Origin of the sequence: Streptomyces sp. NPDC006458, from assembly GCF_040612135.1 — a bacterium.
Taxonomy (GTDB): Bacteria; Actinomycetota; Actinomycetes; order Streptomycetales; family Streptomycetaceae; genus Streptomyces.
Window position 1 is genome coordinate 463,208 of the sequence record NZ_JBEXPR010000001.1, and the last position, 20,776, is coordinate 483,983.

Annotated in this window: 14 protein-coding genes; 5 read left to right on the forward strand and 9 right to left on the reverse strand. The window is 71.3% G+C overall.

The genetic code is table 11. From position 1 onward, the window contains the following. Positions 1 to 31 precede the first annotated feature (31 nt). Positions 32 to 1,414 (forward strand): glycine--tRNA ligase, encoded by a 1,383-nt coding sequence (locus tag ABZZ79_RS02255; protein ID WP_356685511.1) that lies wholly within the window; start codon positions 32 to 34, stop codon positions 1,412 to 1,414. 821 nt (positions 1,415 to 2,235) lie between these two features. After that, on the forward strand, positions 2,236 to 3,414 hold the full coding sequence (gene dusB / locus ABZZ79_RS02260) for a tRNA dihydrouridine synthase DusB (protein WP_356685857.1): 1,179 nt from the start codon (positions 2,236 to 2,238) through the stop codon (positions 3,412 to 3,414). Here the strand turns inward: dusB and ABZZ79_RS02265 are convergent, their stop codons facing one another. The 3 genes from ABZZ79_RS02265 to ABZZ79_RS02275 form a co-directional block, all read right to left on the reverse strand. After that, positions 3,415 to 5,025: a CDP-alcohol phosphatidyltransferase gene (locus tag ABZZ79_RS02265; RefSeq protein ID WP_356685859.1), complete on the reverse strand. Its 1,611-nt coding sequence runs from the start codon at positions 5,023 to 5,025 to the stop codon at positions 3,415 to 3,417. A gap of 471 nt (positions 5,026 to 5,496) precedes the next feature. Continuing rightward, entirely contained in the window at positions 5,497 to 7,437 is a 1,941-nt protein-coding gene (locus ABZZ79_RS02270) for a glycogen debranching N-terminal domain-containing protein (protein WP_356685513.1), read from the reverse strand. Further along, positions 7,434 to 8,873: a hypothetical protein gene (locus ABZZ79_RS02275; RefSeq protein WP_356685515.1), complete on the reverse strand. Its 1,440-nt coding sequence runs from the start codon at positions 8,871 to 8,873 to the stop codon at positions 7,434 to 7,436. The genes ABZZ79_RS02270 and ABZZ79_RS02275 overlap by 4 nt, the downstream gene beginning before the upstream one ends. 131 nt (positions 8,874 to 9,004) lie before the next feature. Here ABZZ79_RS02275 and ABZZ79_RS02280 point away from each other — a divergent pair, with 131 nt between their 5' ends. Continuing rightward, a complete protein-coding gene (locus ABZZ79_RS02280; protein ID WP_356685517.1) occupies positions 9,005 to 10,207 on the forward strand; it encodes an ROK family protein in 1,203 nt (400 codons plus the stop codon). Positions 10,208 to 10,626: 419 nt separating this feature from the next. Next, positions 10,627 to 13,332, forward strand: coding sequence for a pyruvate, phosphate dikinase (gene ppdK, locus ABZZ79_RS02285; RefSeq protein WP_356685519.1), 2,706 nt, complete (start codon positions 10,627 to 10,629; stop codon positions 13,330 to 13,332). Positions 13,333 to 13,435: 103 nt separating this feature from the next. On the opposite strand, the gene ABZZ79_RS02290 is transcribed toward ppdK, so the two are convergent. From ABZZ79_RS02290 to ABZZ79_RS02300, 3 genes are all read right to left on the reverse strand, one after another. After that, a complete protein-coding gene (locus ABZZ79_RS02290) occupies positions 13,436 to 13,666 on the reverse strand; it encodes a hypothetical protein (protein WP_356685521.1) in 231 nt (76 codons plus the stop codon). An 8-nt stretch (positions 13,667 to 13,674) separates the two neighbouring features. Continuing rightward, complete coding sequence (locus ABZZ79_RS02295) at positions 13,675 to 14,139, reverse strand: hypothetical protein (RefSeq protein WP_356685523.1); 465 nt, start codon at positions 14,137 to 14,139, stop codon at positions 13,675 to 13,677. A 247-nt stretch (positions 14,140 to 14,386) separates the two neighbouring features. Continuing rightward, positions 14,387 to 15,547 (reverse strand): alkaline phosphatase PhoX, encoded by a 1,161-nt coding sequence (locus ABZZ79_RS02300; protein ID WP_356685525.1) that lies wholly within the window; start codon positions 15,545 to 15,547, stop codon positions 14,387 to 14,389. Positions 15,548 to 15,785: 238 nt separating this feature from the next. Here ABZZ79_RS02300 and ABZZ79_RS02305 point away from each other — a divergent pair, with 238 nt between their 5' ends. Next, entirely contained in the window at positions 15,786 to 16,286 is a 501-nt protein-coding gene (locus ABZZ79_RS02305) for an excalibur calcium-binding domain-containing protein (protein WP_356685527.1), read from the forward strand. A gap of 106 nt (positions 16,287 to 16,392) precedes the next feature. Here ABZZ79_RS02305 and nirD read toward each other — a convergent pair whose 3' ends face one another. Genes nirD through ABZZ79_RS02320 form a run of 3 tightly spaced genes read right to left on the reverse strand, consistent with a single transcriptional unit; the run spans position 16,393 to position 20,537 of the window. Continuing rightward, positions 16,393 to 16,743: a nitrite reductase small subunit NirD gene (nirD, locus tag ABZZ79_RS02310; protein ID WP_356685529.1), complete on the reverse strand. Its 351-nt coding sequence runs from the start codon at positions 16,741 to 16,743 to the stop codon at positions 16,393 to 16,395. Beyond that, complete coding sequence (nirB, locus tag ABZZ79_RS02315) at positions 16,740 to 19,334, reverse strand: nitrite reductase large subunit NirB (RefSeq protein WP_356685531.1); 2,595 nt, start codon at positions 19,332 to 19,334, stop codon at positions 16,740 to 16,742. The genes nirD and nirB overlap by 4 nt, the downstream gene beginning before the upstream one ends. Next, positions 19,335 to 20,537 carry an FAD-dependent oxidoreductase gene (locus tag ABZZ79_RS02320; protein ID WP_356685533.1) on the reverse strand — a complete coding sequence of 401 codons (1,203 nt, stop codon included), beginning with the start codon at positions 20,535 to 20,537 and terminating at the stop codon, positions 19,335 to 19,337. Between the last annotated feature and the right edge of the window lie 239 nt (positions 20,538 to 20,776).

Below are 20,776 nucleotides of genomic sequence, written 5' to 3' on the forward strand. Positions count from 1 at the left end.
CGTCGCCCGTCGTCGTTATGAAGAGAGCACCGTGGCCGCCGACAAGATCGACACCATCGTCAGCCTGAGCAAGCGCCGTGGCTTCGTTTTCCCCTGCAGTGAGATCTACGGCGGTCAGCGTGCCGCCTGGGACTACGGGCCGCTGGGTGTCGAGCTCAAGGAGAACATCAAGCGCCAGTGGTGGCGCTACATGGTGACCTCGCGCGAGGACGTCGTCGGTATCGACTCCTCCGTGATCCTCGCCCCCGAGGTCTGGGTCGCCTCCGGCCACGTCGCCACGTTCACCGACCCGCTCACCGAGTGCACCTCCTGTCACAAGCGGTTCCGCGCGGACCACCTTGAGGAGGCCTTCGAGGAGAAGAAGGGTCGCGCCCCCGAGAACGGCCTGGCCGACATCAACTGCCCCAACTGCGGCACCAAGGGCCAGTTCACCGAGCCCAAGCAGTTCTCCGGCCTGCTCTCCACGCACCTCGGCCCGACCCAGGACTCCGGCTCCGTCGCCTACCTGCGTCCCGAGACCGCCCAGGGCATCTTCACCAACTTCGGCCAGGTGCAGACCACTTCGCGCCGCAAGCCGCCGTTCGGCATCGCGCAGATGGGCAAGTCCTTCCGCAACGAGATCACGCCCGGCAACTTCATCTTCCGCACCCGCGAGTTCGAGCAGATGGAGATGGAGTTCTTCGTCAAGCCGGGCGAGGACGAGAAGTGGCAGGAGTACTGGATGGAGCAGCGCTGGAACTGGTACACCGGCCTGGGCCTGAGTGAAGAGAACATGCGCTGGTACGACCACCCGCAGGAGAAGCTCTCCCACTACTCCAAGCGCACCGCCGACATCGAGTACCGCTTCCAGTTCGGCGGCAGCGAGTGGGGCGAGCTGGAGGGTGTCGCCAACCGCACCGACTACGACCTCGGCGCGCACTCCAAGGCCTCCGGCCAGGACCTGTCCTACTTCGACCAGGAGGCCGGCGAGCGCTGGACTCCGTACGTCATCGAGCCCGCGGCCGGTGTCGGCCGCACCATGCTCGCCTTCCTGCTCGACGCCTACGTCGAGGACGAGGCGCCCAACGCCAAGGGCAAGATGGAGAAGCGGACCGTGCTCCGCCTCGACCACCGTCTCGCCCCGGTGAAGGTCGCCGTGCTTCCGCTGTCCCGCAACCCCGAGCTGTCCCCGAAGGCCAAGGGTCTTGCCCAGGCGCTGCGCCAGCACTGGAACATCGAGTTCGACGACGCCGGTGCGATCGGGCGGCGCTACCGTCGCCAGGACGAGATCGGCACGCCGTTCTGTGTCACGGTCGACTTCGACACGCTGGACGACAACGCGGTGACCGTGCGTGAGCGCGACACGATGAAGCAGGAACGTGTGTCGCTGGACCAGATCGAGGGTTACCTCGCCTCGCGTCTGATCGGCTGCTGATCGGCGTTGCCGTGCGGTACCGGGGGGCTCCGCCCCCTGGACCCAGGGCGTTTACCCACCCTTCCGCCCGTAGCTGTCGGGCAGGAGGGTGGGCTTCTTCTTTCAGCCGGCCTTCTCAGTGATGCCCCACCGACATCAGGCGGTCCCCACCCGGTGACCGACATCAGGCGGTCTCCGCCCGGTCTCTCCAGTTCGTCCAGCACCGCCACCGCCAGGAACTCCGCGCTGATCCAGGACCGATCAGCCCACCCCACCAGGGCCCCGCCCCCGCGGCTGTGACGGAAGCCACACCTCCGGCCACAGCCCTGTGACAGCCCGCACCCCCGGCCGGCCGGCTGGGTCGATCGCCCGCGGCGGGCTCAGGCTCAGCAGACCCGTCAGGTGACCGCCCGCGGAACCCGCCCGGGAGACGCCGCTCAAGCGGCTGCGGACGGAGTCCGCGGACTTCCGCGAGGCCGGGGGGCCGGCACGAGGTGATCTCCCATCGCAGCAAGCGCAAGGAGTTCCAGGACCGGCACGTCGGCGGCATCGCCGTCGACCGCACCGACCTGCGGCTCGCGCCTGACATCGGGCCGCGCACGGTGACCTACGTCCCCGCCGACGAGGTCAGCCGGGAGCGGCTGGAGCGGCTCCACGAGATCGCGGTCGGCCGTGTCGGCCGTAGCGGCCGTAGCGGCCGTAGCGGCCGTAGCGGCCGTAGCGGCCGATGGGTGTATCCGGCCGGCCGTCCGTCCGCGGCCGCTCGCGCCTACGCGGCGGAGCCGCACACCGGCGCGGTCCCGTGCCCCTGGGCCACCTTCGGCGCAAGGCACAATGGAGGAATGCCCACGCCCACCACCGCCCCCGGCACCACGCTGCGCATCGGCCCCCACTCCGTACAGCCGCCCGTCGTCCTCGCCCCCATGGCCGGGATCACGAACGCGCCCTTCCGGACCCTGTGCCGGGAGTTCTCCGGCGGCAAGGGGCTGTTCGTCAGCGAGATGATCACCACGCGGGCGCTGGTCGAGCGCAACGAGAAGACCATGCAGCTGATCCACTTCGACGCGACGGAGAAGCCGCGCTCGATCCAGCTGTACGGCGTCGACCCCGCGACCGTCGGCAAGGCCGTCCGCATGATCGCGGAGGAGGACCTCGCCGACCACATCGACCTCAACTTCGGCTGCCCGGTGCCGAAAGTCACCCGCAAGGGCGGTGGCTCGGCGCTGCCGTACAAGCGCAACCTGCTGCGGGCCATCCTGCGCGAGGCCGTCAGCGGCGCCGGTGACCTGCCCGTCACCATGAAGATGCGCAAGGGCATCGACGACGACCACATCACCTACCTCGACGCCGGCCGTATCGCCGTCGAGGAGGGCGTCACCGCCATCGCCCTGCACGGCCGCACCACCGCCCAGCACTACGGCGGCACGGCGGACTGGGACGCCATCGCGCGGCTCAAGGAGCACGTGCCCGAGATCCCGGTGCTCGGCAACGGCGACATCTGGTCCGCCGAGGACGCGCTGCGCATGGTCCGGGAGACCGGCTGCGACGGCGTGGTCGTCGGACGCGGCTGCCTGGGCCGGCCGTGGCTCTTCGCGGACCTCGTCGCCGCCTTCGAGGGCCGCACCGACGCCCGTGCCGCAGGCACTGATGACGGGCGTGCCAGGCCCTCGCTGCGCCAGGTCGCGGACGTCATGGTCCGCCACGCCACGCTGCTCGGCGAGTGGATCGGCGACGAGGCGCGCGGCGTGATCGACTTCCGCAAGCACGTCGCCTGGTACCTCAAGGGCTTCTCGGTCGGCTCCGAGATGCGCAAGCGGCTCGCGATCACCTCCTCCCTGGAGGAGCTGCGGAGCGGGCTCGACGAACTCGACCTCGCCCAGCCCTGGCCGGCCGGCGCGGACGGGCCCCGCGGCCGCACCTCCGGCAACAACCGGGTCGTGCTGCCGGACGGCTGGCTGAAGGACCCCTACGACTGCGCGGGCGTCGCCGAGGACGCCGAACTGGACACCTCCGGCGGCTGATCAGTCCTTCGTCGGGTGCGGCACCGAGCCGTACGCGGTCAGGAAGCGGTCGCGGAAGGCACTCATCTTCCACACCGGCGCGCCGCTCTCCGGCCGCAGGCCCCGGCTCCAGCCCCAGCCGTCGACGGCGGCCAGCACCTTCGGGTCCTTGGCGACGATCGCCACCGGCACGTCCCGGCTCGCGCGCTCGCCGCTGACCCGGGCGATCGGCTGGTGGTCGCCGAGGAAGACCAGGACCGTGTCGTCGGTGCCGTAGCGCTCCAGCCACTCGGTCAGGCTCGTCACCGAGTACTGGACCGACTTGCCGTACTCCTCCTTCGAACGGTCCGAGGACGCGATGATCCCCTCCGGGTCGTGGCCGGCCTCCTCGATGCCCTCGAAGATCCGGCCGTCGCCCAGCTCGTCCCAGCCGACCGAGCGCGGGATCGGCGCCCACGGCTGATGGCTGGACGTCAGGATGACCTCCGCCATCAGCGGCTTGTCGTGCTCCCGGCCGTGCTCCAGTCGCTGGAACGCCTCCAGCGCGTACTGGTCCGGCATCGTCGACCAGCTGAACTTCGGTCCCCCGTAGCCGAGATGGTCCGCGTCGTAGACATGGTCGAGGCCGTAGTACTCCGCCTCCGGCCAGCCCTTCTGCACGCCGGGCATGATGCCGACCGTGCGCCAGGCTCCCGTCTTCTCGAACGCCTTGGTGAGCGAGAGATGGTCGCCGGAGGTCACCGTGCGATAGCGCTGCTGGTTGTCGATCCACAGGCCCGACAGGAACGTGGAGTGGCCCAGCCAGCTGCTGCCGCCGTACGTCGCCGAGGTGAGCCAGCCGCTGCGGGCCTGGAAGCCGGCCCGCTCCAGGGACTCGGTGCGCGCGTCCAGCGTGCGGTTCACGCCGGGGGCGATCACCGGGTCCTCGATCGCGCTGCGCCCGTAGCTCTCGATGAACGTGAAGATCATGTCCTTGCCGCGCAGGTCCGGCACGAGTTCGGCCGGCGGGGTCGCGCCGAAGACGTCGGCATTCGCCTCCTTCTCGAACTCCGCCTCGTCCCGCAGCGTCGCCTGTACCCGGCGGGCCTGCACCATCAGGGCCTGGGTGGCGCGGTCGCTGGCGAACGGCACGTCGCCGACCTGGAGGCCGAGCGAGGCGGTGGTGATCCACACGGTCCCGGCGATCATGGTGCCCAGGGCCGCGGGTGAGCGGTGCCGGTCCAGGGCGCGCGACAGCCGTACGGTGGCGAGGATCAGGACGGCGAACAGGGCGAGGACGCCCGCGACGGCGCCGGCCGTCAGGGCGACGATGGCCGTGCGGCCTAGGGTGTCCTGCATGTACGCCTGCGCGTCGTCCAGCAGCTCCCAGTCGAGTACGGGGTTGAAGGCGCGGCCCAGGTACTGGCGGAAGCCGATGTCCAGGACGTTGAGGATTGTCAGTGCGGCCAGGGCCAGGCCCATCACCACGGCTGCGGCCGTGCGGGCCGCCCTGCGGGGGATCAGCAGGAGCAGGGCCGTGCCGATGATCGCCTCGCCGGGGAGGCGGACGAAGCGGTTGGGTTGTAGCGCGGCCAGGGCGTTGGGGAGCAGCAGGGCTGTGAGCACCAGGGCGGCTGCCAGTGCGGTGACCAGTGGTGTGGTCGGTCGGGTCCCTGCCTCGGCTTCGCCTTCGGCGGGACTGTGTTTCCCGCCCGCACCACCCGTGCGGCTCTCGTCGTCGGGTGCGGGTGGCCCTTGTGGGGGGTCCTCGCCGTCGGCGGCCGGCGGCTCGTCGTGGGGTGCGGGGGGTTGTTGTGGGGGGTTCTCGCCTTCGGCGGGCTCCGGCTCGTCGTCGGGGGAGGGTGGCCCTTGTGCGGGGTCCTCGGCGTACGCGGGTGGCGGCTCGTGGGGTGCGGGGGGTTCTTGTGGGGGGTTTTCGGCGTCGGCGGGTGGGCGGTCGTCGTTGGTGGCCGACTGCTGGTTCAGGCGTATCGACGCTGGCACCCTCGGGTCCTTCCGTACGGAGACGGCGGGTCCGGCCCGGGGAGCCGGACCCGCCGTCCTTTCGTACGCGGCGTCCATGGGGGCTGTTCAGGCGCTCGGCAAACTCCGGGCAAACCTTTCCTACGCCCCTCCCACCGCCGTCAGCAGGGCCAGCGGGGCCGCCGCGGCGCGGGACTCGCGGGTACAGGCGTGCGGGTAGGGGACTGGCTGGGCGTGGTCCTCGCGGGAGTAGCCGGCGAGAACCTCCGGGAGGCGGTGGCCGGTGGCGTTGGCCGCGTCGACCAGGGCGTGGGCGACCGTGCGGGCCTCGTCGTGCAGACCGTAGCGGGCCAGGCCGAGGGCGATCAGGGCGTTGTCGTGCGGCCAGACCGAGCCGCGGTGGTAGGAGAGCGGGTGGTAGGCCGGCTGTCCCGCGGCCACGGTGCGCACGCCCCAGCCGGAGAAGAAGTCCGGCTCCAGCAGACGCCTGCCCACCAGCTCCCCGTACTCCTTGTCCAGCAGGCCCGACCACAGCAGATGGCCCGCGTCCGAGGCGAGGGCGTCGATCTGATGACCCGCGCCGTCCAGGGCGAGGGCCGGGAAGACCCGGTCGTGCATCCAGAAGTCGCGCTGGAAGCGGTCACGGAGATCACCGGCGGCCTGTTCGAGCAGAGCCGCGTACGTCTGGTCGTCCCAGACCGTGCGGGCCAGCCAGGACGTGCGGCGCAGGGCGTCGTAGGCGTAGCCCTGGGCGCCCGCGGCCATGACCGCGCCGGTGGGCCGGCTGCCGTCGGAGCCGCAGATGGCGCCGGGGGAGTCCTTCCAGTTCTGGTTGGCGAGACCGCCCTCGTCGGCGCGGTAGACGAGATAGCCGCGGGAGGTGAGGCCGCCGTGGTCGAGCATCCAGCCGATCGCGGCCCGCGCGTGGGACTCCAGCCGGCGGGCGAGCGCGGTGTCGCCGGTCTGCTCGGTGTAGGCGCCGAGCAGCACGAGGAAGAGCGGGGTGGCGTCCACCGAGCCGTAGTAACGGCCGTAGGGCACCTGGCCGAAGTAGGCCAGCTCGCCGTGCCGCACCTCGTGCACGATCTTGCCGGGCTGGGCCGCGGACCCCGGGGTGATGTGCTCACCGGCCTGGGCGGCGGCGAGCGCGGGCAGGGTCTGGGCGGCCAGCTGGGGTCGGTAGGGCAGCGCGAACAGGGAGGTGAGCAGGGCGTCCCGGCCGAGCAGGGTGAGGAACCAGGGCGCGCCCGCGGCCGGCACCCGCAGGTCCTCGCCGTCCGGGCCGGTGGCCGGGACCTGGAGCGCGGCGAGGTCGGCCAGACCCCGGGCACAGGCCGCGGCCAGCTCGGGCCAGCCGGTCGGGAAGGCCACGCCCTCCACGAACGTGCCCTCCAGGGCGAGCAGTTGCCGGCCCACCGCGGCCGGGGAGGCGGGCACCCGCAGGGCCCGCTTCTCGCCGTGCGGCCGGGCCACCACGCGCAGGGTCAGCTCCGCGGTGCCGTACGCCTCCAGTTCCAGGGTCCACACCAGCCGCCGCGCCCCGGTACCGGTCTCCTCCACCCCGTCCGGGGCGGGCTCGGCGGTCACCGTCGTACGGGAGAGCCAGGCGCCGCGCTGGTAGGTGAACTCCAGGCCGTGGTCGAGGACATGGCGGTGGCGGACCGCGCCGGGCTTGGCGTAGGTGCGGTAGTCGGAGCGCAGTTCGAACTGGTCGGTGAAGTCGGCGTCGGCGGTGATCGCCAGGCGCAGGGTGGTCGGCACCGGGCGGTTGCTGGTGACGCGCACGGTCTCCACGAACGAGCTGTCCGCGACGGCCTGCTCGCGGAACAGGGTGTACGCGGCGGGCTCCAGCCGGCCCCCGCGGGGGACCAGGACGCAGCGGGCGGTGTCGCCGTCGGCGACGGGTGTGAGTGTCTCCGGCACGGCCCCGTCGACCGTGAGCTGCCAGCGGCTCAGATGGCGGGCGTCGCGCACGAACAGCCCGTCGGGAAGGCTGCCGCCCCGTACTCCGCTGATGTCGCCGCCGTCGCCCACGGCGGCGAACGTCCCGCCGTACACGAGCAGATGCTGCCGATCGGTCATCCGCGGTCCCCTCCCTTGTCCCTCGTGTCCTTGGTCCTGATGTCGAACGTCGGCGTGTGCAACAGGTCGAGCGTGAGTGCGGCCGTCCAGCCGAAGCCGGTGGTTCCGCACGCCTCGCCGGTGTACGGGTCGACGTACTCGGCGAAGTCACTGGCCCCGGCGGTGTCCAGCAGCGCCTGCCGGAGCGCGTCGGCCCGGGCCCGCTCGCCGTGGACGCGCAGTCCGCGCTCCAGCAGCCAGTTGGTGTTGAACCAGGCCGGGCCGCGCCAGTACCGGTGCGGGTCGAATGCCTCGCCGAGCAGGTCGTAGCTGGGGGCGAGACGGGTGGTGGTGCCGAGGCCGAAGTGCGGGCCGGTCAGCGTGCGCACCAGGGTGGCGGCGGTGTCGCGTGGCAGGGTCGGCAGGAGCAGGGGGATCAGCCCGGACACCCCGCGTTCGGGCACCAGACCGCCGCCGCGCAGGTCCCGGCACAGGAACATGCCCGCCGCCGGGTCCCACAGCCGGTCGATGAGCGCGACGGTGAGCCGCTCGGCACGGGCGTGCCGCGCGGTGCCGGTCGCGCCCAGTTCGTGCGCGATCCGGGCGAGGGCGTGCTCGGAGGCGATCAGCAGGGCGTTGAAGGAGGGATCCTCGACGGCGAAGTCCGGCACCCCGCCACCACGCGTCAGGCTGCCCGGCCGGTCCCCGTACGCCCGGTCCCGGTAGTCCGCCGCCAGCCGCACGTACCGCCGGTAGTCCAGGTCGGTCGGCCGGTCCTCGGCCGCGCCGTGGTCAAGATCGGCGCGGCGGAAGGAGCGGGAGGGGGCCGGGGCGACCCGGGCCAGCGGGGCGTCCCAGCTGGGGGCGTTGTCCATGCCCTGTTCCCAGGGGTGCAGCACGGCGGCGAGCCCGCCGCCGCCGAGGTCGCGGTGGTGCAGCAGATAGCGGTGCCAGGCGGCGAGCCGCGGATAGACGCGGGCCAGGAAGCCGCGTCCGCGGGAGAGCTCGGGGTCGGCGCAGTGCACCAGCCACGCGGCCAGCGCGTGCACCGGCGGCTGCACGATCCCCGAGGTCTCCACCGCCGACGGGGCGCCCGCCGCGTGGCCCGCGGTGGAGGACCGCCAGAAGTCGGGGCTCGGGAAGTACGCGTCGAGCGGCACGGCCGGGTTGAAGACGATGTGCGGGATGCGTCCGTCGGCCCACTGAGCGGCCAGCAGCGTCTCCAGCTCGCTCTGTGCCCGTAACGGGGAGAGGTGCCGCAGCCCCACGGCGATGAACGCCGAGTCCCAGGACCACTGGTGGGGGTAGAGGCCGCGCGAGGGCACCGTCGAGGTGCCGGTCCAGTTCTCCTCCAGTACCCGCGCCGCCCGGTCGTGCAGGGCACCGGCGCGAGGCGGACGATCGTATGCAACGGCGGACCCGGGTGGCCGGGCGATGAGCTGGGCAGTGCGATCCACTCGGGGCTCCCGCAAGAATGGCAGCGAGGACTACGGGCAGCCGGGTCGGCACCGGCTACCGCGGGGTTACGCCTATTTAACACGCAAAACTCAATATGTAATGCAGGATTGAGAAACACAAGGGGGTGCGCATGACTGCCAGAAATCAGGCCGGCGCGGGCGAGCTGCTGGAGCTGGTGCGCAGCGGCCGCGCCACCACACGCGGTGCACTTCAGCAGGCGACCGGGCTGTCCCGGGCGACGGTGGGCCAGCGCCTGGACCGGCTGTTCCGCGCGGGCTGGCTGCGCGAGGGCGCGGGCGGCCCGGTGGACTCCCCGCTCGGCGGGCGTCCTTCCATCACCCTGGAGTTCGACGGCGGGCACGCGGTCGTGCTGGCCGCGGACCTCGACACCCGGCACGCGCGCGTGGCGCTGCTGTCGCTGACCGGCGAGATCCTCGCCGAGCACGGCGGCACGCTGGTGATCGAGGACGGCCCGGACGCGGTGCTCGGCGAGCTGGGCCGCTGGTTCGCCGAACTGCTGGACAAGGAGGGCCACCGCTCCGAGGAGGTGTGCGGGATAGGCCTCGCGGTGCCCGGCCCGGTCGACTCCGGGAGCGGCCGGGTGATCCAGCCGCCGATCATGCCCGGCTGGGACGGCTACGACATAAGGGGCCGCCTGGCCAGGGCGTTCTCCGAGCACTCGGGCGGCGGCGAGGTGCCGGTCCTGGTCGACAACGACGCCAACCTCATGGCGTACGGCGAGCAGCGCACGGGCCACCCCGACTGCTCGGCCTTCGTGCTGGTGAAGGTCTCCACGGGTATCGGCGCGGGTGTCGTGGTGGACGGCTCGCTGTACCGGGGCATAGACGGCGGCGCCGGGGACCTCGGTCACATCCGGGTCCCGGAGGGCGCCCAGGCGCTGTGCCGGTGCGGTTCCTACGGCTGTCTGGCCGCGGTCGCCAGTGGTGGCGCGGTGGCCCGGCGGCTGGTCGAGGCCGGGGTGCCGGCGGCCTCCGGCTCAGATGTGCGCAGATTGCTGGCGGCCGGGCACCCGGAGGCGGTGGGCCTCGCCCGGGAGGCCGGGCGGATGGTCGGGGAGGTGCTCGCGACCGTGGTGACCCTGCTCAACCCCGGGGTGCTGATGATCGCCGGGGACCTGGCCGGGACGCCGTTCCTGACCGGGGTGCGCGAGCTGCTGTACCAGCGGGCGCTGCCGCGCTCCACGGCTCACCTGGACATTCTCACCTCCAGGCTGGGGGAGCGGGCGGGGCTCGTGGGGGCCGGGGCGCTGGTGGTGGAGCATCTGTACGCGCCCGATCGGGCCGAGGAGCGGCTGCGCGCGCTCGGGGTGTGAGGCACGCTGGTGACAAGCGTGTTTCCGGTCCGGACGCCGGTCCGCATGGTGGTCTCCGGGCGCCTGAGACAGCGTGATTCTCGCCACCCTTGATAAGGGTTGCGCTCAGATGAGCAGTTTCGGCGCGACTGCACTTCCTCAAGGGGTGGCACTCAGTGCCACCCCTTGATCGTTCATCGATCGAAATCAGACGTGCTGGGAGCCGCTCGTTTGAGCGCCCAAGTCGGTCTACGGGTATTGATGTATTCAAGAAGTGAACACATTTCGGCTGGTTCGCTTACCACCCTTTGACTTTCGATCCCGTGGCGGACGACTGGTTACAGGCGCATGACGCACAAGTGGACGTACCCAGGGGCCTTCGATCTGGGTATGTTCCTCGCCGTCAGGGCAGCCACCGCGTCCTCGAGGAGTTGGGACCCGTGTCGGAAATTCAAAAGTTCGTTTACGACTTCACCGAGGGCAACAAAGACCTCAAGGACCTTCTCGGCGGTAAGGGTGCAAACCTCGCGGAGATGACCAAACTGGGTCTTCCCGTCCCTCCGGGCTTCACCATCACCACCGAGGCCTGCAAGGTCTACCTGGAGAGCGGCGCCGAGCCGGTGGCACTGCGTGACGAGGTGAGTGCGCACCTCGACGCGCTGGAGCAGCGCATGGGCAAGCAGCTCGGCCAGCCCGACAACCCCCTCCTCGTGTCGGTCCGCTCGGGCGCCAAGTTCTCCATGCCCGGCATGATGGACACTGTCCTGAACATCGGCCTCTCGGACAAGTCCGTACAGGGCCTGGCCAAGCAGGCCGGCGACGAGCGGTTCGCCTGGGACTCCTACCGCCGCCTCATCCAGATGTTCGGCAAGACCGTCCTCGGCGTCGACGGCGAACTGTTCGAGGAAGCCCTCGACAAGGCCAAGGAGCTCAAGAAGGTCACGGTCGACACCGACCTGGAGGCCGCCGACCTCAAGAAGCTGGTCACCACCTTCAAGAAGATCGTCAAGAAGGAGACCGGCCGGGACTTCCCGCAGGACCCGCGCGAGCAGATGGACCTCGCCATCAAGGCCGTCTTCGACTCCTGGAACGGCGACCGCGCCAAGCTCTACCGCCGCCAGGAGCGCATCCCGCACGACCTCGGCACCGCCGTCAACGTCTGCTCGATGGTCTTCGGCAACCTCGGCCCCGACTCCGGCACCGGCGTCGCCTTCACCCGTGACCCCGCCTCCGGCCACCAGGGCGTCTACGGCGACTACCTGCAGAACGCCCAGGGCGAGGACGTCGTCGCCGGCATCCGCAACACGGTCCCGCTCGCGGAGCTGGAGTCGATCGACAAGAAGTCGTACGACCAGCTCATGCAGATCATGGAGACCCTTGAGAACCACTACAAGGACCTCTGCGACATCGAGTTCACCATCGAGCGCGGCCAGCTCTGGATGCTCCAGACCCGTGTCGGCAAGCGCACCGCCGGTGCCGCCTTCCGTATCGCGACCCAGCTCGTCGACCAGGGCCTGATCGACGAGGCCGAGGCCCTCCAGCGCGTCACCGGCGCCCAGCTCGCGCAGCTGATGTTCCCGCGCTTCGACGACAGCGCCAAGGTCGAGCAGGTCGGCCGGGGCATCGCCGCCTCCCCGGGCGCCGCGGTCGGCAAAGCCGTCTTCGACTCCTACACCGCCGTCAAGTGGTCCCGCTCCGGCGAGAAGGTCATCCTGATCCGCCGCGAGACCAACCCCGACGACCTCGACGGCATGATCGCGGCGGAGGGCATCCTGACCTCCCGCGGCGGCAAGACCTCCCACGCGGCCGTCGTCGCCCGCGGCATGGGCAAGACCTGTGTCTGCGGCGCCGAGGAGCTGGAGGTCGACACCAAGCGCCGCCGGATGACCGTCCCCGGCGGACACGTCGTCGAGGAAGGCGACCTGATCTCCATCGACGGCTCCTCCGGCAAGGTCTACCTGGGCGAGGTCCCGGTCGTCCCCTCCCCGGTCGTGGAGTACTTCGAGGGCCGTATGCACGCCGGCGCCGACGACGCCGACGAGCTGGTCCAGGCCGTCCACCGGATCATGGCCTTCGCCGACCGCAAGCGCAGCCTGCGCGTACGCGCCAACGCCGACAACGCCGAGGACGCGCTGCGCGCCCGCCGGTTCGGCGCCCAGGGCATCGGCCTGTGCCGCACCGAGCACATGTTCCTCGGCGACCGGCGCGAGCTGGTCGAGCGGCTGATCCTCGCCGACACGGACACCGAGCGCGAGGAGTCCCTCAAGGCGCTGCTCCCGCTGCAGAGGAAGGACTTCGTCGAGCTGTTCTCGGCGATGGACGGCCTGCCCGTCACGGTCCGCCTGCTCGACCCCCCGCTGCACGAGTTCCTGCCCGACATCACCGAGCTGTCGGTACGCGTCGCCCTCGCGGAGTCCCGCAAGGACGCCAACGAGAACGACCTGCGCCTGCTCCAGGCCGTGCACCGGCTGCACGAGCAGAACCCGATGCTGGGTCTGCGCGGCGTCCGCCTCGGCCTGGTCATCCCCGGCCTGTTCACCATGCAGGTCCGCGCCATCGCCGAGGCCGCCGCCGAGCGCAAGAACGCCAAGGGCGACCCGCGCGCCGAGATCATGATCCCGCTCGTCGGCACCGTCCAGGAGCTGGAGATCGTCCGCGAGGAGGCCGACCAGGTCATCGCCGAGGTCGAGGCCGCCACCGGCACCGAGCTCAAGCTCGCCATCGGCACGATGATCGAGCTGCCGCGCGCCGCGCTCACCGCCGGTCAGATCGCCGAGGCCGCGGAGTTCTTCTCCTTCGGCACCAACGACCTCACCCAGACCGTGTGGGGCTTCTCCCGCGACGATGTGGAGGCCTCGTTCTTCACGGCGTACCTGGAGAAGGGCATCTTCGGCGTCAGCCCGTTCGAGACGATCGACAAGGACGGCGTGGGCTCGCTGGTCAAGGCCGCGGTGAAGGCGGGCCGCGAGACGCGTCCCGACCTGAAGCTGGGCGTGTGCGGCGAGCACGGCGGTGACCCGGAGTCGGTCCACTTCTTCCACGAGGTGGGTCTGGACTACGTCTCCTGCTCACCGTTCCGTATCCCGGTGGCCCGTCTGGAGGCCGGTCGCGCGGCCTCGCAGTCGGAGGGCAGCGACCACCGCTGACCTCACCTGCCCCGGAGCCGCCGCTGGTCCCCGACCCTCAGTACCGATCGACGGCGGCTCCGGTCCACGAAAGAGGGCGGCACCCGTGCGGGGGTGCCGCCCTCTACTTGCCCGCCGCCCTCGACATCCGCCTCTGGCAGGTCCATCGCGCGAGTCCGCCGACGGCGAGGGACGCGATGACGGCACCTGCGTCGATGACATGCGGCAGCCCGGGAAAGAAGGCGAAGAAGCCGAGCGCCACGAGAAGGCCGGTCAGGAATGCGGCGATTCCTGCCCTGCGCCGCCGCGTCTGCCCTGCCTGGTCCAGCTCGCTTCCATGATGTTGCTCGGCCATGGGCGGACTCACTTCGTGATGTTGTGGCACTGGCTCACGCGCCGCACGCCGCCGACGTAGGGGCGCGCGCAGGCCTTGCCGTAACGAGGCAGCGTCTGCGGATGGTTGTTCCGCATGGGATCGATCTTGCACTCGCTGTGCGTCCTGCCGCGCGAGGTGCGGTAGGTCCGGTTGTTGGTGTCGGCGTAGGTGAAGTCGATCCGCCAGTTGCAGAAGCCACTGCTGAGCGCCCCGACGAAGCCGCAGTCAACGCCGGCGTTCTGATACGTGATCTTCCGGCCGCTTCCGCGGATGCCATGCGTGAACATGCAGCCGGTCGGGATCTTCATCGTCACTCCGCCCACACTGTAGGAGAAGGTCTGGACAGGAGCCGAGCCGACGGCTGTGGCTTGTGCGTCCGCCGCGGTGCATAAGACGAGCGCTCCGAGGGCGGCAAGGGCGGTTGTGAGGCGTGTGATGTAGCGCAGGGCCACGAGGTCCCCTTCCTTGGTTGCTGAAAGGCACCTGGCACAACGGCGCGGGGTCGAGGTCGTTGCTGTCCGCCGGGCCGACCCACTGGCACGACTGATCAATCTGTGTTCCGGTTGACCAGCGGAAACGTTCCACGGGGACACGGCCCTCCAGCGTGCGCCGGGGCGGGTGACAGTCGCGCCCGGCACCTTGAGGTGAAGGTGCCGGGCGCGGCGCGAGTGAGCGGACGTGGATCTCCGGCTTACGCGGTTACGCCCGGAAGGGCCCGGTCACCTCGTAGGTGATGCCGCCCGAGGAGGAACCGGTCGTGCCGCGCTGGCTGGAGAAGTACAGCCGGCTGCCGTCGGGGGAGAAGGCCGGGCCGGTGATCTCCGAGGAGGACTGGCCGTCGATGCGCAGGAAGACGGAGATCACGTCGTCCGGGGTGATCAGGCAGATCTCCATGTTGCCGCCGTCCTCGGCGACGTAGAGGTCGCCGGAGGCGGAGCCGGTGATGTTGTCGACGCCGGTGAGCGGGGCCGTGCCGCCCGTCACCAGGGAGTCGTCGTAGGCGAGTTCGTAGGTGCTGCTGTTCAGGTTGACCTGCCAGACCCGGTTGTCGCCCTTGGTGGTGAACCACACGGTGTCGTCGGCGTAGTGGCAGCCCTCGCCGCCGTTGAAGGACTTCGACCCGGAGACCTGGGTGCGGGTGGTGGTCGGGGAGCCGTCCGGGTCGGGGACGTTCGCCCAGGTGAAGGAGCCGGAGGTGGCGCTTCCGGCGACCATGACCTGGAGGGTGCCCGAGGAGAGGTTGCCCCAGGTGTTCGGGACGAACCGGTAGAAGCGGCCGTCGGTCTCGTCCTCGGTCAGGTAGATCACCCGGCGCACCGGGTCGGCCGCCGCCGCCTCGTGCTTGAAGCGGCCCATCGCGTCCCGCCGCACCGCGGCGTTCACGCCCCAGGGGTCCGTCTCGTAGACGTAGCCGAGGGACACCTCCTCGCAGGACAGCCAGGTGTTCCACGGGGTCTTGCCGCCCGCGCAGTTCTGCCGGGTGTTGGACAGGATGCGGTGGGCCCCCGTGATCTGGCCGGTCGAGGAGAACTTCACGGCGCTCGCGCCGCCGGAGGGGTTGATCTCCGAGTTGGAGACGTAGATCCAGCCGGTTCCGTCGGCATAACAGGCACCGCCGTCCGGGGCGTTGTGCCAGGTGTACGAAGTACCGGAGACCGTCTGGCCGGATCGTGCGACGACCCGGCTGGTGAAACCGCCGGGCAGCCGGATGCCGTTGGCGTCCGGGGAACCGAGGGAGCCGTAGGGGCCGGTGCCGGGCTGGGCCGGGGCCGCGTAGGCGGCGCCACGCCACAGGGTCCCGCCGAACACGGCGGAGGAACCGCCGAGGACGGCCGCACGCAGGAGGGTACGACGTTCCACGCTCACTCCAAAGGGGTGCCGTGACCGCCCGCCGTCGGGCAGACGACGGGGCCGTGCGCTGAAGGACCCTAGGCGCGCTCGGTTGACGGTCCATGGACAATCCGTGACGCTTCGCGGTACGGCGAAGTCTTCACCGACGGTCACGGATCCGTTACAAGTCCTCCACGCGCGCCGGGGCGGCCGTACGGTCGTCGCCCGAAGTGACAGCAGTGTCCGACGTGACACCCATGGGGGCGACATGAGCAACCCTTACACCACCCCGCCGATGCCGCACCCCGCGCCCGGGGCGCCGGCGCCGGCCCCGGCCCCGGCCCCGGCTCCCCGGTGGGCCCGCAAGCGATTCGTGCTGCCCGCTCTCGCCCTCGCGGTGCTGATCGGCATCGGCCTGGGGGCGGGCGGCGAGGACGGCACGAAGGCCGGCACCAAGGCGGCGGCGGCCACTTCCGCGCCGACGGTCACCGCCACCGTGACGGCCACCGTCACCGAGACGCCTCGGGCGAAGGCCGCGCCCGCGGTGACCGAGACCGTCACGGAGACCGTCGAGGTCACGGAGACCGTCACCGCCGAGGCCGCCGTCGACGCGGGGTCCGACGACTCCGGGTCCGACGACTCCGGCGGTTCCGCCTACTACGCCAACTGCAGCGAGGCCCGTGCCGCCGGCGCCGCCCCGCTGTACGCCGGTGAGCCCGGCTACGGCCGTCACCTCGACCGGGACGGCGACGGGGCCGCCTGCGAATAGCCGCCCGGGGCCCGCGGCCCGCCCGGGGCCCGTGGAAACGGCGAGGCGCGCACCCCGTCGGCGTGGGTGCGCGCCTCGCGCGATGGGGGCCGGGCCCCCGGGAGAGTCAGGACGTGCGCACCTCGTACGTCGGCACACTGACCGTGTCGTCGTCCAGGCAGCCGCCCGTCTCCAGGTCGAAGCGCTGCTTCAGCAGCGGCGAGGCGACGTAGGGGCGGCCCTCGTGGGTGCCGATGAGTCCGCGGGACAGGACGGCCGCACCGTTGAACGGGTCGCGGTTGTCGATGGCGTACACCCGCCCCGCGCGGTCGCGGAACAGGGCGATCTGGCTGCCGTCGGGCAGCAGCGCCGCCACGCCCCGGCCGGGCAGCAGCCGGCCGAGCTCGCAGATCGTCAGCCATTCGGCGGCCAGTCGGATCTGGACCTTCAGGTCGGTCGTCTCGAGTGCCAGGGTCATCGCTGTGCGCTCCCTTCCAGGGGACGGTGGCCGATGGTGAGCAGGGGGAGGTCGGGCTTGATCTGGTCCCGCTCGGGGACGAAGCCGACGACCGGGTCGGGGGTGTCGGGCGCGTTCACGAAGGACACGAACCGGGCCAGCTTCTCCGGGTCCTTGATGGTCTCGGCCCACTCGTCGCGGTAGTTCGCCACGTGGTCGGTCATCAGCGACTCCAGCTCCTCGCAGATGCCGAGGGAGTCCTCCACGACCACGTCGCGCACATGGTCCAGGCCGCCCGGGATGCGCTCCAGCCAGGTCGAGGTGCGCTCCAGGCGGTCCGCGGTGCGGATGTAGAACATCAGGAACCGGTCGATCAGGCGGATCAGTTCGGCGTCGGAGAGGTCCTGGGCGAGCAGGTCAGCGTGCCGGGGGGTGGCGCCGCCGTTGCCGCCGACGTAGAGGTTCCAGCCGTTGGACGTGGCGATCACGCCGAAGTCCTTCGACTGGGCCTCCGCGCACTCGCGGGCGCAGCCCGACACCGCCGACTTCAGCTTGTGCGGGGAGCGCAGGCCCCGGTAGCGCAGCTCCAGGTCGATGGCCATGCGGACCGAGTCCTGCTGGCCGTAGCGGCACCAGGTCGAGCCCACACAGGACTTCACCGTGCGCAGCGCCTTGCCGTAGGCGTGGCCCGACTCGAAGCCGGCGTCCACCAGCCGGGTCCAGATCAGCGGCAGCTGTTCGACGCGGGCGCCGAAGAGGTCGATGCGCTGACCGCCGGTGATCTTGGTGTAGAGGCCGAAGTCCCGGGCGATCTCGCCGATGACGATCAGCTTCTCCGGGGTGATCTCACCGCCGGCGATCCGGGGGACGACGGAGTAGGACCCGTTCTTCTGGAGGTTCGCCAGGAAGTGGTCGTTGCTGTCCTGGAGCGCGGCCTGCTCGCCGTCCAGGACGTATCCGCTCGCGCCGATCGTCGGGGCCAGGGAGGCGATGATCGAGCCGACGGCGGGCTTGCACACCTCGCAGCCGTCGCCGCCGCGGGCGCTGTCGCGGCCGTGCCGGTCCAGCAGGTCCTGGTAGGAGTTGATCCGCAGGGCGAGGACGATCTCGTACAGCTCCTCGCGAGTCTGCGAGAAGCAGCCGCACAGGCCCTTGTCGACCTCGATGCCGCCGGCCTCCAGCTCGGCGTCGACGAGCTGGCCGAGGACCTTGATGCAGCTGCCGCAGCCGGTGCCGGCCTTGGTGCACTTCTTCACCTCGGGCACGTTCGTGCACTGGTGGTCGGTGACCGCGCCGCGGATCGCGCCCTTGGTGACGTTGTGGCAGGAGCAGATGATCGCCTCGTCCGGCAGCGCGGTCGGGCCGAGCTGCACGCTCTCGCCCGAGCCGGCCGGCAGCACCAGGCTCTCCGGCGCGACGGGGGGCACCGAGCCGGTCAGCGCGCGCAGCGTGCCGTACGCCTCCGCGTCGCCGACCAGGATGCCGCCGAGCAGGGTGCCGTCGCTGCCGATGACGAGCTTCTTGTACAGGCCCGAGCGGGAGTCGGAGTAGACGACGTCCAGGCAGTTCTCGGTGGTGCCGTGGGCGTCGCCGAAGGAGGCCACGTCCACGCCGAGCAGCTTCAGCTTGGTGGACAGGTCGGCGCCGGTGAAGGAGGCCTCGTCGGCGGCGATGGTCGCGGCCGCGGTCTTCGCCTGCTCGTAGCCGGGCGCGACCAGGCCGTAGACCCGGCCGTCCGAGGCCAGCGCGCACTCGCCGATGGCGAACACGCTCGGGTCGGTCACCGTGCGGCACTGCTCGTCGACCGAGATGCCGCCGCGCTCGCCGACCGCCAGGCCGCAGTCTCGGGCGAGCTGGTCGCGGGGGCGGACACCGGCGCTGAACACCACCAGGTCGACGGAGAGTTCGGAGCCGTCCGACAGCTTCATGCCGCTCACCGCGCCCTCGGCGTCGGTGAGGATCTCCTGGGTGCCGACCCCGGTGTGCACCGACAGGCCCATGCCCTCGATGGTGCGCAGCAGGGCCGCGCCGCCGCCCTCGTCGACCTGGACGGGCATCAGGCGGGGGGCGAACTCCACGATGTGGCTGTTCAGTCCGAGGCCCTTCAGCGCGCCCGCGGCCTCCAGGCCGAGCAGACCGCCGCCGACGACCGCGCCCGTGGTCCGGGTCCTGGCGTAGTCCTCGATGGCCAGCAGGTCGTCGATGGTGCGGTAGACGAAGCAGCCTGCGGCGTCCTTGTTCGGCACCGGCGGCACGAACGGGTAGGAGCCGGTGGCCAGTACGAGGATGTCGTAGTCGACGACCAGGCCGGAGCGGGCGATGACCTTCTTCGCGTCGCGGTCGACGGTCTCGGCCGGGTCGCCGAGGCGCAGCTCGATGCCGTGGGCCTCGATGAACTCCATGTCGGTCATGGAGAGCTCCTCGGGCGAGGTGCCCGAGAAGTACGAGGTCAGCTGGACGCGGTCGTAGGCCGGGCGCGGCTCCTCGCACAGGACGACGACGCGGTGAGTGGCGGTCAGACCGCGCTCGGCGAGCGCTTCGAGGAAGCACTGGCCGACCATGCCGTGGCCGACGAGCACGATCGTGGGGGTGGCCCCCAGGGTGGCGGTCATTCAGGAGCCTCCATCGTTGGTGAGCAGGTGGAGCAGGGGGCCCTCGTCGGGGAGCGGCTCTGCTCCCTCCCAGGCGCGCGCCAGCGCGCCGACGGTGCCGAGTTCGCCGACGAGAACCCCGCCGACCAGGCGGTCGTCGCGGACGACGACCTTGCGGTAGGTGCCGCGCGTGGCGTCGGCGAGCTGGACGACGTCGTCGCCCGGAAGAGGCACGGTCTCGCCGAACGCGGCGAGGTCGAGTCCGGTGAGGGTGAGCCGGGTCAGGGAGCGGGTGCCGCGGTACCGGGCGTCGCTCCGGCCGGCGATCAGCTCCGCGAGGGTGTCGGCCTGTTCGAGGGCGGGTGCGGCGAGGCCGTACACCTCGCCGTCGTGCTGGGCGCAGTCGCCGACGGCGCGGATGTGGGGGTCGGAGGTGCGCAGCTCGTCGTCGACGAGGACGCCCTTGTGCACGGAGAGCCCGGCGTCCTTGGCGAGGCCCGCCCTGGGGTGGACGCCGCAGGCCAGGACGACGAGGTCGGCGTCCAGCGCGTAGCCGTCGTGCATCTCCACAGAGCGGACCGCGCCGCCGACGCAGCGCACGTCCCGGACCCGGCACGCGGTGTGGATCTCCACCCCGAGGTCGGTGAGGTGCCGGTGCACGAGCTCCGAGGCGGCCGGGTCGAGCTGGCGCTCCATCAGCCGCTCGGACTGCTGGGCCAGTACGACCGAGGCGCCGCGCAGGGCGAGCGCGCGAGCGGCGGACACGCCGAGCAGTCCGCCGCCGATGACGACGGCCTTGATGCCGGGCCGTACCGCCTTGGACAGTCCCAGGCAGTCGTCCATGGTGCGGAAGGCGTGCACGCCCTCGGGCAGCACGTGCTCAGGGGTGAACAGCCCGCGCAGCGGGGGCAGCACCGCGTTGGAGCCGGTGGCCAGGACCAGCGTGTCGTATGCGATCTCCGCTCCGTCCGCGCACAGCACCTTGCGTGCCGCGCGGTCGATCCCGGTGACCCGGGCCCGGACCAGGTCCGCCGGGGCGGGCAGCGCGATCACGTCGGGGCTGTAGCGTCCGGCCAGCACCTCGGCGAGCAGCACCCGGTTGTAGGGCCGGTGCTCCTCCTCGCTCACGAGCACGGCCGGAGTGCCGAGCTCCGCCAGCCGCCGGGCGAGCCGTACGCCCGCGAGGCCGGCGCCGATCACCACCACACGCGAATTCGAGGTCATGTCAACGAGACTGCGGTGCCGGTGTTACCCGGCCGCATCACACCTGTTTCACGGGGGGAACTCTGCCCTCAGCGGGCGCGGGGGGCGGATGTGAGGGAACGGCTCCGCCCATGAGGCCGCCTGCCCCGATCGCCGCGAAGCCGGGGGAAGCGTACTGCGTACTGCGGCGCGGTTGCCTACCAGGCGCCGCGCGGGGTGCGACGCGGTTGTCCACCGGGTTTGGCGCGGGGTGCGAGGCC

Coding starts and splice junctions, on each gene's coding strand:
- ABZZ79_RS02305 (WP_356685527.1), top strand. CDS start 15,786: ATGAGCAACCCTTACACCACCCCGCCGATGCCGCACCCCGCGCCCGGG.
- ABZZ79_RS02290 (WP_356685521.1), bottom strand. CDS start 13,666: ATGGCCGAGCAACATCATGGAAGCGAGCTGGACCAGGCAGGGCAGACG.
- ABZZ79_RS02280 (WP_356685517.1), top strand. CDS start 9,005: ATGACTGCCAGAAATCAGGCCGGCGCGGGCGAGCTGCTGGAGCTGGTG.
- dusB (WP_356685857.1), top strand. CDS start 2,236: ATGCCCACGCCCACCACCGCCCCCGGCACCACGCTGCGCATCGGCCCC.
- ABZZ79_RS02320 (WP_356685533.1), bottom strand. CDS start 20,537: ATGACCTCGAATTCGCGTGTGGTGGTGATCGGCGCCGGCCTCGCGGGC.
- ABZZ79_RS02270 (WP_356685513.1), bottom strand. CDS start 7,437: ATGACCGATCGGCAGCATCTGCTCGTGTACGGCGGGACGTTCGCCGCC.
- nirD (WP_356685529.1), bottom strand. CDS start 16,743: ATGACCCTGGCACTCGAGACGACCGACCTGAAGGTCCAGATCCGACTG.
- nirB (WP_356685531.1), bottom strand. CDS start 19,334: ATGACCGCCACCCTGGGGGCCACCCCCACGATCGTGCTCGTCGGCCAC.